Here is a 13,749-nt window from a genome sequence, read left to right on the forward strand (position 1 = left end):
TCAATGCCCCCTGGCTTTTGCCAAGGCTCGTTGACCGAACCAGAAGCTCATCACCGCTGCAAACAATGCTTGTGTTTCCGGGTCCCAGATTTGTGGCAAAGCGATGATGAAATCTAGGCCTTGATCGTAAACCAACACATACAACGCGCAGACTTTGATGGCGGTGAACAATAGGAAAAATGCGTAAGTGATCACCGGGCGCACAGATGCTCGAAGTCCATCCACCCACTTTACTCCAGAAGGCTGGCTGTCGTGCTTTAGTAATGCGAGGCTTTCATTGATATCCGCATTGACGGTAATTTCCTTGAGTCTTTGATTATGGCCAAGACGCATCTGTTCCATTTGTCGATCAAGAATCTGTAGCTCGTGTTTTCTGTCTTGTTTGTCATGCCAGATTTTCAGCAAGTCTGGAAAGGCACTCGAAATAAAGCCAAGTAGGCTACCTAACAATGTGAGCATATTATTGTCCTCCGAACAGTTTTAGTTTTATGGCTGCGCCTAGCAGCAAGGTGGCGAGAATGCCTGTAGTGGCAACTTTGATAACGGTTTGCCATGCGGTACGCCGGGCATCCCGCCAAGCATCCAACAAGTCTCGAAGCTCTCGTATATCCCTAGCGGCGTGGCCGTTTTCTAAACCTAGATGCGCTAGTACACGTTCAGCACCGCGCTCTGCGGCGCTATTCAACAAGCTTTCAAATTCGTCTTTCGGCACAACCACCATGCCGTTTTCTTTTTCTTTGGCTGGTGCCATTTACAACCTCCTAAAATGACGAAACCGCCTCATGGGCGGTTTCAAATACAACAATGTCTTATCAGTTATTGGGGACTTCAGCATCACACCGGGTTTGAAATCCACTGGAATCTAGTTGGTGCTCAACACGGTTAATGACCCAATCACCATCTACCGGATCGCGGATACCTGCAATACGAAACTTTCCTTCGGCTTGTAGCTCCGGCCTGCCGAGTAATGTTAGCGAAAGCATGGCTGTGCCTCTGAGTAAGCTTTGCAGTTTAGCTGTAGCCGCTCTTGTCGCTTCTTGGGCGTCGTTGTAGGTATGGCGAATGGCAAAGACCGGCTCGCCATCACCGACTAATACACTCTGTTTTTCCGCTGTGTCATTGTCATGCCAGTAGGCTTTCACGGATTGGTATTTACCACGCTCTGCTTGCGTCATACGGTGCCGGGAAATTTGGTGCTTTGGTATCTCAACTAATGGCAACTGCTGCCCGGTGGCTGACTTGGCTTCGCCTTTGGAAACAAATACCAGAAAGCCTGCAACGGGTTTGCTTACGGCGCCATGTTGCCGAGCTAAGCGTGTCAATAAGTGCAAGTCAGATTCATTGGTTTGATCGATGTGTTCAATGGCGATCAAAGCCAATTGCTCAGATATCTTTGCAGATAAACCATGCTCGCCTGCTATCGTCTGCACCAAATCGCCCAGCGTAATACCACCCCAACTGCGGGTTTTAGGCGCCTTGATTGAAGCGCGCATATCCGCTGCTTTGCCGCGAACAGTGATGGTGTTTGGCGGCCCTGAATGCTCGATGTCATCAACAATGTATAAACCCATGCGGGTCAATTGGTTTTGATCGGTACCTAGAGAAATATCCAACTCCGCGCCATGGCTCGGCCATTGTATTTTTGCATCACGATCATCCAGTTGCAGCTCAACTGTATCGGATTGATTACCTGCCTCATCGGTAATGCGAAGCGATAACAGACGATCTCGGATTGTGTCAGTGATGTCTTGCTGATCCGCCAGAATCCTAAAGATTGTTCTCATGTATTAGCTCCATAGACGAATAGTCTCTTGGCTTCGGTTTTGCTCCGATAGGTTCGGCAGCTCTATTAATAAGCCAGAGGGATAGACTGGACCCATATCAGCAAGACCGGGATTCGAAGTTAAAACAGGCTCAAGATAACCATCCGCTTGGCCGTAGTACGACAAGCAAATTGCATCCAACATATCGCCATCGCGCGTTCGATAAGTCGCCATTAGTTATCTGCTCCATAATTCACAAGTTTAAGCTGGAAGCTTTGTTTAAGCGGTTGACCGTTTCCTTGAAAGAATGACTGCCCTTCATCAATTTGAGTAATAACCCATTGCCCCCAGACAAAACCTAATCCATCCACCAGTAACAACGGCTGCCCCTTGCTAGCTTCGGCACGCATGGTATCCAGTTGTTCCAACCCGCCTTTAAAGTGTGGATAGATCACACCACTAAGCTCGATCGATTCTTCACCGGCTCCCAAAAATTGCATCGCTGGTCGGCGTTGTAGTCGCTCTTGAGCTTGCCAACGATAGGCTTGGCCGTGTTTTAGTTCTTGATAAGCCGCACTGTCGATGGAGAATCGGTAACTGCCTAACGCCATCATGGTTTCGCTCATAGCACCACCTTAACTTTCATCAAAAAGCGCTCCTCTTTGCTGACTTGCCGCTCGCGCCTCTCGTTGTTCCAGTGCTTTTTGAACTTCACCGGCAATAGCTCTCTCATCCATACCGGGTGCAGCATGAATGGTAATTGGCGCATCAATACTGACGGACTGTTGGTTATGAGTAGCAGCGCTGACTGCTTGAATTTGAGGTAGTGCGTTGACCGTTGAATCCGGCAATGCCATTGCAGGTTGCGCCGCTAGCGATGCCCCAATGGCGGCTGTCGCTAGCTTTCGTTTATTACCTGAAGATGGCGCATCCTCAGATTCATCACCCCCTAGCCAACCAGAAACAGCGCTCCAGGCAGAACCTAATAACTCGAAAGGCTTTGCTAGTAAGTTCATCTTGCCTAGCAGCCAATCCACGGCACCACTGGTAATATTTTTTACACCGTCCCAAAGGCCTGAAAAGAACTCACCGATGGGCTCCCAGTATTTAATCAGCATCAAAGCTGCACCCGCTAATGCGGCAATACCCACAACAATGAGTCCGATCGGGTTGGCAGTCATGGCTACATTCATTGCCCATTGCGCTGCGGTCACCACTCCCATTCGAACAGCAGATAGAGCCGATAGGACATTCATCCGCGCCATGCCCATTTGCGCCATGGCGATGCCAGCACTCAAGGTTCGGTATGCAGTCACCAAGCTAAGTACACCACCTTTTAAAAAAGTGAACGCATAAGCGCCAGCGATAGCAGTCACCTTCAGTGCAACTAAACCTACCGTTGCACCGACTATCACTTTAGTAAGCCATGGGTATTCTTGCGCAGCACCCGACACCCAGCTGGCCATTCCGGCAAACAGCTGAGCGCCTGCAGCAATGGTTGGTAACAATAAACTGCCAATACTGATAGCAACGCTTTCAAGTGCGCTGCCCAATCGCTTCAGGCTACCCGCTGTGGTGGCACTCATTTTTTTAGCCATGGTATCGGCGGTGCCTTTCGCTTGCTGTAGCTGCTGGATATAAGAATCCAATGCGCCGGAGCCAGCTTGTTTGAGCAATTCTGTTAAACCTGCGGAAGCTTCTGAGCCAAAGATTTGCTTAATGGCTTCGGCTCTTTCAGCAGACCCTAAGCCTTCGGTGGCTTGCGCTAGCTCCTGCAATAGTTCAGGGACCGAGCGTAAGTTGCCATCCAGATCTTTAACTTCAACACCTAGGCTGGCTAAGGCATCCGCAGCAACCTTGGGCGGTGCTGACAAACGTAAAAACGCCGCGCGTAATGCGGTACCTGCCATGCTGCCTTGAATGCCAACATTACCCAACAAGCCAGCCATCGCAGCCACTTGTTCGATACTCGCCCCGGCACTACTGGCCACAGGAGCTGCATACTTCAGCGTATCACCAAGCATCTGCAGCGTGGTATTGGACGTTGTGAACGTGGCCGAAAGCACATCACCCACACGACCCATCTCATCGGCTTTTAGAGAAAAGCCACTTAAGATATTGGATGCAATATCTGCGGTGCCCGCTAAATCACTACCAGCCGCTTGGGCCAAATTAAGCATGCCCGGCGTTGCAGAAATAATCTCATTGGTTTTAAAACCGGCCATGCCTAAAAAGGTCATGGCCGATGCCGCTTCGGAGGCTGAAAACTGAGTTGTTTCACCCAAACGTCGAGCCGTTTGTTCGAGCCCTAAAAGCGCATCATCACCAGAGCGGGTAATTGCACCTAAGCGCGCAATGGATTGTTCAAAATTCACCGCGATGCTCACCGGTGTAACAACCGTTGCCCCTAATGCCACTGCATCAAATAACTGACCTCGCAGGTCTGCGCGCTGGGCTTTATTGGCCTCCTGAGCGCGCATGGCCTGATTCAGTTTTCGATACTTTTGGCTGAGGCGTTCAACCGATGCGCCTAATCGAGCGTTATCCCCCATCAGGTTTCTGCTGGATACTCCCGCTTGCTGTAACTCACGCCGACTTTGTTGCAATCGGTCCCGCTGCTTACCTAAGGTTTCAGACAGGCGCTCTGTTTTACGCTTTGCTGCTTCAAAGGATTGCGTCAGTTGCTTGCTGGGTTGATCGGTACTGGCAACTTCACGTCGTAATCTAGATAACTCTCTACTGGCAGCTTCATAGGCAACTCGAGCCTTACCCACACTGGCTTCACCTAACTCAACCTTTTTAATCGACGCTTGCTGGTTCTTCAGTTTGTTGATGGATGAACCCAGTTGATTAAGCTGAGACTGAGATCCTCTTACGGACGTACGAAAGCTTTGGCCAATACTTGCGCCGATTTGGAGAGCTAATTTAAATGACGACTGAGCCATTGGCGCCTCCATTAATTTTTAGTTGATTAAGATTTTGGCACGCGAGGTAATACATCCAGCCACTGCATAAGTTCATGGCCATTCAATTCGAGTAATTCAGAAAGTGCCCAACCGGTATGGCTGGCCAGAGTCACTAAAGCGTAACGAGCATCACGCGGGCTTAAGACAAAAAATCTTGATAGGCCTTTTGCAGCTTTGAGTAATCAGCCATGTCCAAGTCGAGCAAGTTTTCCGGTGTGAGTTCACATAGGTTGGCAAACAACTGGATCTCTTTTTCGGCATCGTTATCAACACTCTTTTCTACACTGAGCATGTCACGCACTTTGGGCCGACGCAATTGCAACACGCTTACTTTGGTACCGTCGATATCAATGGGATGAGTCAGTTCAATTTTTAGTTTATCCATTACTTGGCCTCACTTTTTGCTTCAGTGTCTGCTTCGGTTTGCGCTTCGCTTTCTTGGGTACTCTTTGCTTGCAGTGTTTGGTTTGCTTGCAGTGTTTGGTTTTCTTTCACCAACTCTGCGATGCGTTGTGCCGCTGCTTTATCGGGTGAAACAAAGCCACCATTGCGCAGTGGTCGGGCTTGAGATTCTGTTAAAGCTAACTCATCGCCGTAACTGACTTTTTTGCGACTATGAGTGGTTGGCTTAATGACGTAATATTTTTCGGTTTGCATTATCAACTCCTCAAATGCCTAGCGCGGAACGAACCGCAGATAACTGATCGACACCACCAATGGTGCGAACCATGTTGGGGATATCAATTTCATGAACAACGTCACCACCGTGGGTTAGCTTGTAATAGCGAAGCGCTAGCATGATCTTCAAGGTCGCTTTTTCACCGGGCTTCCAATTACCAGGATCCATTTCACGCACAATGCCCTGTAGATTAACCACCACGGCTGTTTGCGTTCCGTCATCTGAAATCACTGCACCACGTATCGTTAACGGCGTAAGCTGGCCGGGCGCCAAGCCAAATAGTTTCAACACATTTTTGTCAAAACGTGTGAGCGTGAATTCGCTTTCAAGCTTTTCCATACCCATCTCAACTTCGATAGGTGCATCCATTCCACCGTTGCGAAACTCCTCGGTTTTTAAAGTGAGTTTTGGCAGCGTGAGTTCTTCCACGTTTCCTGCGAAGCCTCGTCCGTCGACGAACAAGGCCATATTTTTCAAAATATCATCTAGCATGCTCGTCTCCTCTAGGCTGCATCAGGCAGAATTTCTACCAGATAATCATTCACTAAGTGACTTCTGAAAGTGATGTGTTCGGCGGGGTAAGGCGGCGTAAAATCAAAGTCGATATAGACCTTACCTTGAGCTATTTGATCGGGAGTATTCAATTCTGGATCAGCCCAAGCTTGACCATTAATGATCGCACCCACTGTTCGTAAGTGTCGCAAGTAGGCATTCACACCTTCGAGCACATCTTCGATATAGATTTTGGTAATGTTGCGATCCACGGCCCACATATGCGCACGAAGTAACGACTCATTGATCATGTCGGCTGTGCGTCGCACACTCAAAAAGGCCCATTTTGGATCGGCAGAACAACTTCGGTTCCCCCATAAGCGAAAGCCATCCTTTTGAATAATGGTGGCCACTTCATTTTCATTGAGGAAGTTTGCTCTGGCGTTGGTATCACCCAATGCAAAATCAACACTGCGCGCAGTGCCCATCAAACCGCGAATTTCACGATTGGATGGCGACCACCAAAATCCGCGTTCTGCATCCGATTTAGCAATGAGCCCTGCAACTCGAGCACTGGCTGGACGAACCACCTCGACGTTGTCTTCGGCATCCCAAACGCGAACCCAAGGATCAATTAGATACAGTCTTGGGCTACCAAACATTTGCCGGTAGTCGATGGCTTCTTCATCGTTGTAATTCGGTCCATCAGCAATCACAACGGCTCGTAGCCGCTCAGCGACAGAAAGAAGCTCGTTTGCTACTGCCGGGTGATGACTGAACTCAGGGGCGATCAAAATACGGGGCGTAACATGCACTTCATTTTCTGCCGCTAAGAAGGCTTGAATCCCCAGGTACTGCCCAGTCTCGTCGTCAATGCCGCCGATAATCTGGCCGACATTCGGCAACCACGGGCCTTCGAACTCTTCTTCAAAGCTTGGCCATTCTTCTTCGCCAAACCAATCCGGTACGCGAATTAGTACAATCATGGCACCAGTCTGATCGAAAATATCATCAATGGCTGCAGGCAAGGTGCCATCTCGACCAAGGCCCGCCGCTTCGCTGCGTTTGCCTGCAATTAATATGGGAGTGTGGTAGGGGAACTGGTCTTCGTCTGCATCAGGCGCTGTGCCAATAAGTCCGATCACAGATGAGCGAACGGTGCGAATTGGTCGAGGTCCAGAGTCGATTTCAACGACTTCGACCCCATGTAAAAATTGTTCAGGCATTTGGGACAACCTCAATGTGATGTAAAAATAAAAAGCATAAATACCAATCTTCTTGATTGGTGATTGGTACTTCATGCTCTGTGTCGAGTGAAAATAAGTAAGCGTCGCCTGCAGTATTCGTAAGCGCTTGAGGCTTCCCATCTTGCCAAAGAGTGAATTTCCCACTGCTATTGAGCGGAATCGACAAGCAGTTAAACAGCCCTTTACTTGCCTTAAAGCGATCTAACTGCCCACCTTCAGGAAAGTGCAACAACCAAATTTCGTTTGAATTTTCCATTAAATTATTTGGCAATAGATCATCGATTAAGGCTCTTAGTGATGCAGGCATTCGCCAATACTTTAAGAATCGATAGTTGGATAAAACTTGATTACCTCTAGTGCCCATTCGGCGCCAAACACCTTCACTCTTTCGAAACACATCGGTGTTTTCCTGAGACGCAGACAATAGCTTCCCGCACTGCTCAGGTGAGAGCAGCGAACTGATGGTCTTACTCATGTTGAATTACCTATAAAGAAAAACGATGACGTAGCGTTCAGATAGAGCACTTGGAACCGAGTGAACTAGCTGCATTTGATTAAAGCGAATCAGCTGACCTGATTTATCCAAAATGGATTGCGGCTTTTCAAGATCATTGTTTTCGTACCAACGAAACTCACCGCTATTACTTTGCATACACAGGAGTGAGACTGCCAGATACCCTTCGTTATCAATATGCGGAGGCATACCCCCTCCTAGGAGGGTTCTGTTAACCACCCAATCTTCACATTCATACCCTGGAATGATTGGTTCGATTGCATCGACAGCCAAACGAATTACTTCAGGAAATGACTCTCTACCACATGAGAAGTAATGACCAACTTCACCATTCAGACCTAAGTTAGGTTTATGCCTACTTCGGTCACGCCAGTATGCTTCATCTAACGATGTAATCATTTGCCGAATAGTGTGAGCTTGCTGCTCACCTAAGTGTGGTTCAACACTGATCATTGCGGCGTACCAGGGTGAGGTGCACGACCTATAACCTCGTGAAGCCCACCTTCAAGCTGTGCATTTAATACGGAGCGTTCGGTTGCTTTATCACGGTACTCATAACCATTTTGAGTAAGATACGCCTGCTTGTAGCGTTCATTGTTAGCCACAGTATCGTCGATGTATTTACGCATTCGACGATACTCAGTCAAAAGTGCCTCGTCTAATGCCGACTTTTCAATCAGCATATCTAAAAGCTGATAAACAATATTGAGCTGATGATAATAGCGATATTCTCGAAAAACCTTATCCTGGCAATCAGCATCCAGCTCGGTCTCCGTAATAACCGTGGTCTGATTTGCAATCGGAATCACTGAACCATCGCCATAGTTCCCTTCCCAAATCTCTTTATCGAGATCCATTTCGACGGTCTTATATTTAAAATGCGTCTCATCACAAGACGACTCATCCACGTTCATTTGATCAGTCGCATAGGTTAAGCCAATGTACTGATCAGTGAACTTATTAAAGATGACAATGACCTTCATAATTATCCCCAGAAGCCGTTGGTACTGGTTGCGATCGAACGCCAAGATCCAGCTTTGATAAATGTCGTGGTGTATTCATCGGTCCACCAGGCGCTGCCATTACCGGTACCACGCACATAGCGGTTTCTATACTTCACGACCAAATGATCGTTATTGTTAAAACCACTATTTGGATGAATCGCTAGCGCCCAAGTTAAAGCAGTGCTTCCTGTGGCCGTATTTCCAGTCGTTCGCACATCCACATATACGGCTCTAGGCACTTCGGTAAGGCGTATATATCGATCGTCATGACTGTGACTAGATGGCGGGAAGGTTTTTGGCTTACTATCTATCTGGGTCCACGTGTGCCTATGCCCTGAAGGGGGATAGGTTGATGGCTTGCTATCAATTTCATTCCACGGATGACGGTGCGATACGCGTGCATATCTGGCATCACCATGAACCCTCACCCCTTTTGGCGTAACAACTTCATTATTAACAGCTCCCGCTTTCGCATCTGTATCCGTTGCAAAGCGAACAACTCCCAACTTTGCTGTGGTTGCAGGCGAAAGATTAACAGTACCATTACCAATGACATTGATGCTGTCACTGGGCAGTGCACTCAAAGCAACATCAAAAGCCAGCAACAAGTCCACACCGGGAGCCTTATAGGCGAGCGGCTGTGACGGGTGACTCCAAACCGCCAGCAAAGTACCATCCTCCAGGTAGAAACCAACCTCCCGAACCCAATACGCCTCTTGCTGACCATCTTCTATGGCTGTTATATGTATTTGGTTCGGCGACAGTTTATTACCGTTACCAACGGGTATTCGTCGTTTTTCTTGTTTCAACTTGGTAGCTGCTGATGTTGGCGACCAACTTTGATCCCCTAACGCCACGGCAACAATATTGGCTTCTAAGCCAGAATTTGTGGCGTTAAACACTGCAGTAATACCCGCTTGGGTGATAACAGGTTTAAATGCTGAGCTCATTACAACTCCATATTAATACGTGTGACACTGTGTGTTTGATTCGCACCGGCCACACTGATTGCGCCATCAAGCTGAACTTCAGAAAAAATCATTTCACCTTCAGCGCGAATGTAAGATTTGATTTGATGTGCCGTGGCAATTGAAAAACCGCCACCAAACAACACGCCGACTTTAAATTGGTAATGACTTCGTACAGGCTTGGAGTAATCAATGGCATGCTTTAATGAACGATAATAATCTTCAGTCAAAACAGGGTGAGCGTCTTCGCTAAAGTTGTCCCCAACCCAAGCCATTACCGAAAACGTATGGGGTGGTCCGTTAAATTCAAACCACTCTTTAAGCTCCACTGCCACACCAAATACCGCCATAGCCTGCTTAACGGCTAATACCGTACCTTTGCGACGATGAATCTCTATGCTGTTTGCTATTTGCTCTCGTTTAACAGCTGTTGGCCAATCACTATTCCAGTTATCAACCGATAAAGCCCATGCTAGCCAAGGCAGTAATTCTTCTGGGCAGGTAGTTGGGTTCCATACCGTTTTTATCGGAACGGGTAGCACCTCTGTCTTGCTCGTTACTTGCTCAACATGCCTCTCGAAATAAGTTGCATTGAATGGAAGCAATGATTTATTCATCTGTTCCACCCACGACTAGGCTTACCGATTTGCACCAGGCTGCAGATTCATTTTCAACAACAATGGTGTTAATAGGTTCTGTTAACTCAACCCGCTGAACACCAGGCTGATGCAAGGCAGAATAAATACCTGATAGCGTAATATCATTCCCAAGAAGGTGATGGCGGTATACGTAATTATCGATGGCATCTTGCGACTGACGTCTCACGACCTCTGCATCGGGGCCTTCATAAAGGAAAAGTTTCGCCTTAACGTTATATTCAATGATGGTTCCAGCTTTAACGACCACTTCATCAGTTAAGGGCCTGACATGCTCCGCCGTTAATTGTTCCGCTACCAGCTCCAACACTTCACTAGTGGGTATACCTCTTCCGTCAGTCGATAAGATAGTAATGCTCACCTTACCTGGCGCAGGGCTTGAGACATCCACATCCTTTACCAATGGACTAGCCGCTAGCGCGTGAAAGACATAACTACCAATTGGACCCGCTGTACTATGCCCCTCTAAGCTCAATTGAACCCGTTTACGTAAGCGATCATCTGTTTCGTAAATGGCATCAAGAGGCGGTATCGCATCTTGATCCTCAGGAGTTATAAGCTGACGCTCAACACCAAAAAATGCGGCTAGATTTTCAAGGTCGGCGCCAGTCGCATAAGCCAACATAACACCACGAGCACCATCATTAACTCGCGCCCTTAAAAGCAGTTCGCGATAGGCTGCCACTTCCAATATTTTGTACGCAGGATCACTTTCTAATAAAGCAGAGAAGCTTTCATCTCGTTGCAGCAAGCCTGCTAACATACCCTGCAATATCGTTTCGTAATCCAACGATTCAATGATATCTGGCGAAGGTAATTTAGCTAAGTCTATGGCACTGAACCCACTCATAGCACCACCCCTTCTATTGCTATTCTCTTATTATCCGGCAGATAAATTCCTTCAAGGCTGACCATCAAACCGCCAGGATGAACTTCTTCAACTTGCACTCGAGTTAACTCAAGTCTCGGTTCCCATTTCACCAATGCCTCAGCAACAGCCGAATAGATTTCAACCATCAACGATCGATTCACTGGCGCATCAACTATCTGATACAAACGGGAACCATAGCCTCTTCGCATAACGCGAGATCCAATAGGAGTCGTTAAGATATCGATAATTGACTGGCGCAAGTGATCAATGCCGGAAGCGACTGCCCCGGTCATTCGATTCATACCATTCATAATAAGTTACTGCGATTGATTGGGCGGAGCCGTGTTACCCGGTCCAGACTTAATGCCCGCATGAGTATGACTATTGAAAATGTCCCGATCGCTTTTCATCGAACGAGTATGATCTGTAATATCACCTGACGCTTTGATGTCGCCAGTTACCGTCACATCACCAACAAAATTAATACCGCCATCTGATACCAACATTGCTTTAGCGCCTGACGGTAATATTGCAGACAGTCGATGCGCTTTACGGTCATACTCAATCACTGCACCATCTGAATAAACCTGTTTATGGCTGTCAGCACTGCTACTTGTTGATGGAAAATCAGTTTGGTTAATTGAACCAAGCACAACACCCTGTGTTAACTCCCCGCTAGGCGAAAGTACGACAACCTGTTCGCCAATCTCAAGTGGCCACCAACTAATGTCAGGGCCTGCGCGTTGCATGAGCATAGGTAACCAAGCCGTTTGAAGTTCACCAATCCTAACTTGCAGTTTTGGTATTGGCTGACTGTAATCAGCCGCTATAACTTTCCCAAGCAGAATCATATTGGCAAGCCGACGATTCAATTCTGTGATTTCAAAATCAATCATTGGCTACACCTCTAATTCTTGATTTTCTGTATCCAAACCTGAAATAGATATCACACTGGGAATAACAGCGGTGCCATTCCATACATTTTCGCCAACTCGAACAGTTTGGGTCCACTCAATTAGCCAAACTCTATGCCCTTGATAGTCAGGCGAAAAATGATCCGGGCTCGCTTGTTTTAGCCTTGCACGCCCCATATTGGTTTCTGACCATGAATGATTAAATAACCAAAGCATGGCCTCTTGGACTAGCGCCCAAAGGTCCGATTCTGGCAACTGATCAGACACCAGAATTCTGGCCTCAAAATGAGCAATAAGAGCCAGCTCTCCGGTTCCTGGGTCACTGCCAGGCTCTAGCTCAACCAAATCAATTAAGATCGCAGGTAATCGAATATCATCACGTCTTCGTGGAAATGAACCGCAATGCTGTATACCAACTATTTCTGAAAAGCCTTGCTGAATTTCCTTGAATAAAACACTCAACACATCCATTTATGCTGCCCTCAAAAGGTAGCGAAGTTCACGATCAAATATCGTTTCAAACTGTTTTAACGCTGGCCCGTTAGACAGATCTTCCATAATTTCCTGCATCTTCCCCGTTATCACAATTTGTACTTCCTGAATGGGTAGCCGAGCCTTCCCTCGTCGCCGAAAAACGCCTTGATGACCATTAGGCATCGTCGCCAAAAAAGCATGATCAAACTGTCGTCGACCAACTCGAACGCCCGTTGAATTTTGAGATTCACTACCTAATTGCTTCGCTTTAATAACGCCAGACCGCTGAGACAAACCAACAACACTTTGAGGGTTCGACTGTTTTGCTCTAACTAATATGAGCCCCTCTCGAACAGCACCCACTTTAATGGATAACTCTTTTGCCGTTTTACTCGCGACCTGTGTTCTTGCCCATCGAGCAGTCTTGTTTAACGCTCGAGTCGCCGCTACCTTCAATTGTTTTTCTGTTGCGGTGAGCGAGCGACTCCATTCACTTAAGTTAGGTGATGAATTAATTTGTAAGGTCAACATGAACGACCCCTTATTCTATTAGAGGCAAACTTTCTGTGATCCATACCAATTGATGAAGGTCCAACCGTGGCTCAGACTCAATTCGATAGATTCGACCATCGATATGTATTTCATCGCCTCGGCTAGGTGTTGCAACTTCCGACACTCGAAACTCCAATTGCGGGTCCTCCGCATGCAAGTGGCCATCACCCAATTCAAATAGCTGCTCTGGGCGACGCGCAATTACGCGAATTTCTTGAGCACCTGAAAGAGGTTTAAGATAAGTTGCCATTCGCCCAAGATGAGAAAATTGACTATCAATAGCCTTTTTAAAGCGATCGTTAACGTTCATCACGAGTAAGACACTGATACGCATCCCATGCCTTATCTCGATTAGACCTTGAAATATCTTGGCCTAGAATCTCTTCAATGGCTTTTACCAAAGGCTTGCCATCTTTACCAAAAGCATCAGGTTTTAGATCATCAATGGCATCCATAATCGCATCGATCAAATCAGTGGATTTTGAACTCTTCGAGGGTTCCTGAATGGAGAACCCTCTCGAAACCAAATACTCAGCTTCCTCATTGGGTAAGTTTACGGGCGTACCAGGAGCGACATATTCATAAGCACCTGGCTGACCAATTCGCAGCGTTATCGTTGTGGTTATTTTCATGCAGCACCTCCATGTGC

At 47.3% G+C, this 13,749-nt stretch carries 22 protein-coding genes; all 22 read right to left on the reverse strand.

The features are described from left to right. The 22 genes from MIB40_RS07420 to MIB40_RS07520 all read right to left on the reverse strand — a co-directional run bounded on the left by MIB40_RS07420 (position 1) and on the right by MIB40_RS07520 (position 13,732). Positions 1–459 (reverse strand): holin family protein, encoded by a 459-nt coding sequence (locus MIB40_RS07420; protein WP_249692557.1) that lies wholly within the window; start codon positions 457–459, stop codon positions 1–3. A gap of 1 nt (position 460) precedes the next feature. Next, positions 461–751: a DUF6127 family protein gene (locus tag MIB40_RS07425; protein WP_237444900.1), complete on the reverse strand. Its 291-nt coding sequence runs from the start codon at positions 749–751 to the stop codon at positions 461–463. A 61-nt stretch (positions 752–812) separates the two neighbouring features. Beyond that, complete coding sequence (locus MIB40_RS07430) at positions 813–1,784, reverse strand: phage late control D family protein (RefSeq protein ID WP_249692566.1); 972 nt, start codon at positions 1,782–1,784, stop codon at positions 813–815. 3 nt (positions 1,785–1,787) lie between these two features. Then, entirely contained in the window at positions 1,788–1,997 is a 210-nt protein-coding gene (locus MIB40_RS19840) for a tail protein X (protein ID WP_406566441.1), read from the reverse strand. Continuing rightward, entirely contained in the window at positions 1,997–2,389 is a 393-nt protein-coding gene (locus MIB40_RS07435) for a phage tail protein (protein ID WP_249692568.1), read from the reverse strand. Before MIB40_RS07435 ends, MIB40_RS19840 begins: the two co-directional genes overlap by 1 nt. Before the next feature lie 9 nt (positions 2,390–2,398). Further along, complete coding sequence (locus MIB40_RS07440) at positions 2,399–4,708, reverse strand: phage tail tape measure protein (RefSeq protein ID WP_249692569.1); 2,310 nt, start codon at positions 4,706–4,708, stop codon at positions 2,399–2,401. Positions 4,709–4,868: 160 nt separating this feature from the next. Next, positions 4,869–5,114, reverse strand: a complete 246-nt coding sequence (locus MIB40_RS07445; protein WP_237444896.1) for a phage tail assembly protein — start codon at positions 5,112–5,114, stop codon at positions 4,869–4,871. Then, a complete protein-coding gene (locus MIB40_RS07450) occupies positions 5,114–5,386 on the reverse strand; it encodes a hypothetical protein (protein ID WP_249692571.1) in 273 nt (90 codons plus the stop codon). Before MIB40_RS07450 ends, MIB40_RS07445 begins: the two co-directional genes overlap by 1 nt. Positions 5,387–5,396: 10 nt before the next feature. Continuing rightward, on the reverse strand, positions 5,397–5,900 hold the full coding sequence (locus tag MIB40_RS07455; protein WP_249692573.1) for a phage major tail tube protein: 504 nt from the start codon (positions 5,898–5,900) through the stop codon (positions 5,397–5,399). Between the two features lie 11 nt (positions 5,901–5,911). Next, a complete protein-coding gene (locus MIB40_RS07460; RefSeq protein WP_249692575.1) occupies positions 5,912–7,201 on the reverse strand; it encodes a phage tail sheath subtilisin-like domain-containing protein in 1,290 nt (429 codons plus the stop codon). Next, entirely contained in the window at positions 7,119–7,622 is a 504-nt protein-coding gene (locus MIB40_RS07465) for a hypothetical protein (RefSeq protein ID WP_249692577.1), read from the reverse strand. Before MIB40_RS07465 ends, MIB40_RS07460 begins: the two co-directional genes overlap by 83 nt. A gap of 6 nt (positions 7,623–7,628) precedes the next feature. Continuing rightward, a complete protein-coding gene (locus MIB40_RS07470) occupies positions 7,629–8,114 on the reverse strand; it encodes a hypothetical protein (RefSeq protein WP_249692579.1) in 486 nt (161 codons plus the stop codon). Next, positions 8,111–8,644 (reverse strand): hypothetical protein, encoded by a 534-nt coding sequence (locus MIB40_RS07475; RefSeq protein ID WP_249692581.1) that lies wholly within the window; start codon positions 8,642–8,644, stop codon positions 8,111–8,113. The genes MIB40_RS07470 and MIB40_RS07475 overlap by 4 nt, the downstream gene beginning before the upstream one ends. Before the next feature lie 2 nt (positions 8,645–8,646). Beyond that, positions 8,647–9,615 carry a phage tail-collar fiber domain-containing protein gene (locus tag MIB40_RS07480; RefSeq protein ID WP_249692583.1) on the reverse strand — a complete coding sequence of 323 codons (969 nt, stop codon included), beginning with the start codon at positions 9,613–9,615 and terminating at the stop codon, positions 8,647–8,649. Further along, positions 9,615–10,250 carry a phage tail protein I gene (locus MIB40_RS07485; protein ID WP_249692585.1) on the reverse strand — a complete coding sequence of 212 codons (636 nt, stop codon included), beginning with the start codon at positions 10,248–10,250 and terminating at the stop codon, positions 9,615–9,617. The genes MIB40_RS07480 and MIB40_RS07485 overlap by 1 nt, the downstream gene beginning before the upstream one ends. Next, positions 10,243–11,139, reverse strand: a complete 897-nt coding sequence (locus MIB40_RS07490) for a baseplate assembly protein (RefSeq protein WP_249692587.1) — start codon at positions 11,137–11,139, stop codon at positions 10,243–10,245. The genes MIB40_RS07485 and MIB40_RS07490 overlap by 8 nt, the downstream gene beginning before the upstream one ends. After that, positions 11,136–11,471, reverse strand: coding sequence for a GPW/gp25 family protein (locus MIB40_RS07495; RefSeq protein WP_249692589.1), 336 nt, complete (start codon positions 11,469–11,471; stop codon positions 11,136–11,138). Before MIB40_RS07495 ends, MIB40_RS07490 begins: the two co-directional genes overlap by 4 nt. A gap of 6 nt (positions 11,472–11,477) precedes the next feature. Beyond that, the gene (locus MIB40_RS07500; protein ID WP_249692591.1) at positions 11,478–12,056 is read right to left on the reverse strand and encodes a phage baseplate assembly protein V; all 579 of its coding nucleotides are present in this window, start codon (positions 12,054–12,056) and stop codon (positions 11,478–11,480) included. 3 nt (positions 12,057–12,059) lie between these two features. Further along, positions 12,060–12,545: a hypothetical protein gene (locus MIB40_RS07505; protein WP_249692592.1), complete on the reverse strand. Its 486-nt coding sequence runs from the start codon at positions 12,543–12,545 to the stop codon at positions 12,060–12,062. Continuing rightward, a complete protein-coding gene (locus MIB40_RS07510) occupies positions 12,546–13,079 on the reverse strand; it encodes a phage tail protein (RefSeq protein WP_249692594.1) in 534 nt (177 codons plus the stop codon). It abuts the gene before it with no gap. A gap of 10 nt (positions 13,080–13,089) precedes the next feature. Then, positions 13,090–13,434, reverse strand: a complete 345-nt coding sequence (locus MIB40_RS07515) for a head-tail joining protein (protein ID WP_249692596.1) — start codon at positions 13,432–13,434, stop codon at positions 13,090–13,092. Then, positions 13,400–13,732: a hypothetical protein gene (locus MIB40_RS07520; protein WP_249692598.1), complete on the reverse strand. Its 333-nt coding sequence runs from the start codon at positions 13,730–13,732 to the stop codon at positions 13,400–13,402. Before MIB40_RS07520 ends, MIB40_RS07515 begins: the two co-directional genes overlap by 35 nt. Positions 13,733–13,749 lie beyond the last annotated feature (17 nt).

Source organism: Aestuariirhabdus haliotis, assembly GCF_023509475.1.
Taxonomy (GTDB): domain Bacteria; phylum Pseudomonadota; class Gammaproteobacteria; order Pseudomonadales; family Aestuariirhabdaceae; genus Aestuariirhabdus; species Aestuariirhabdus haliotis.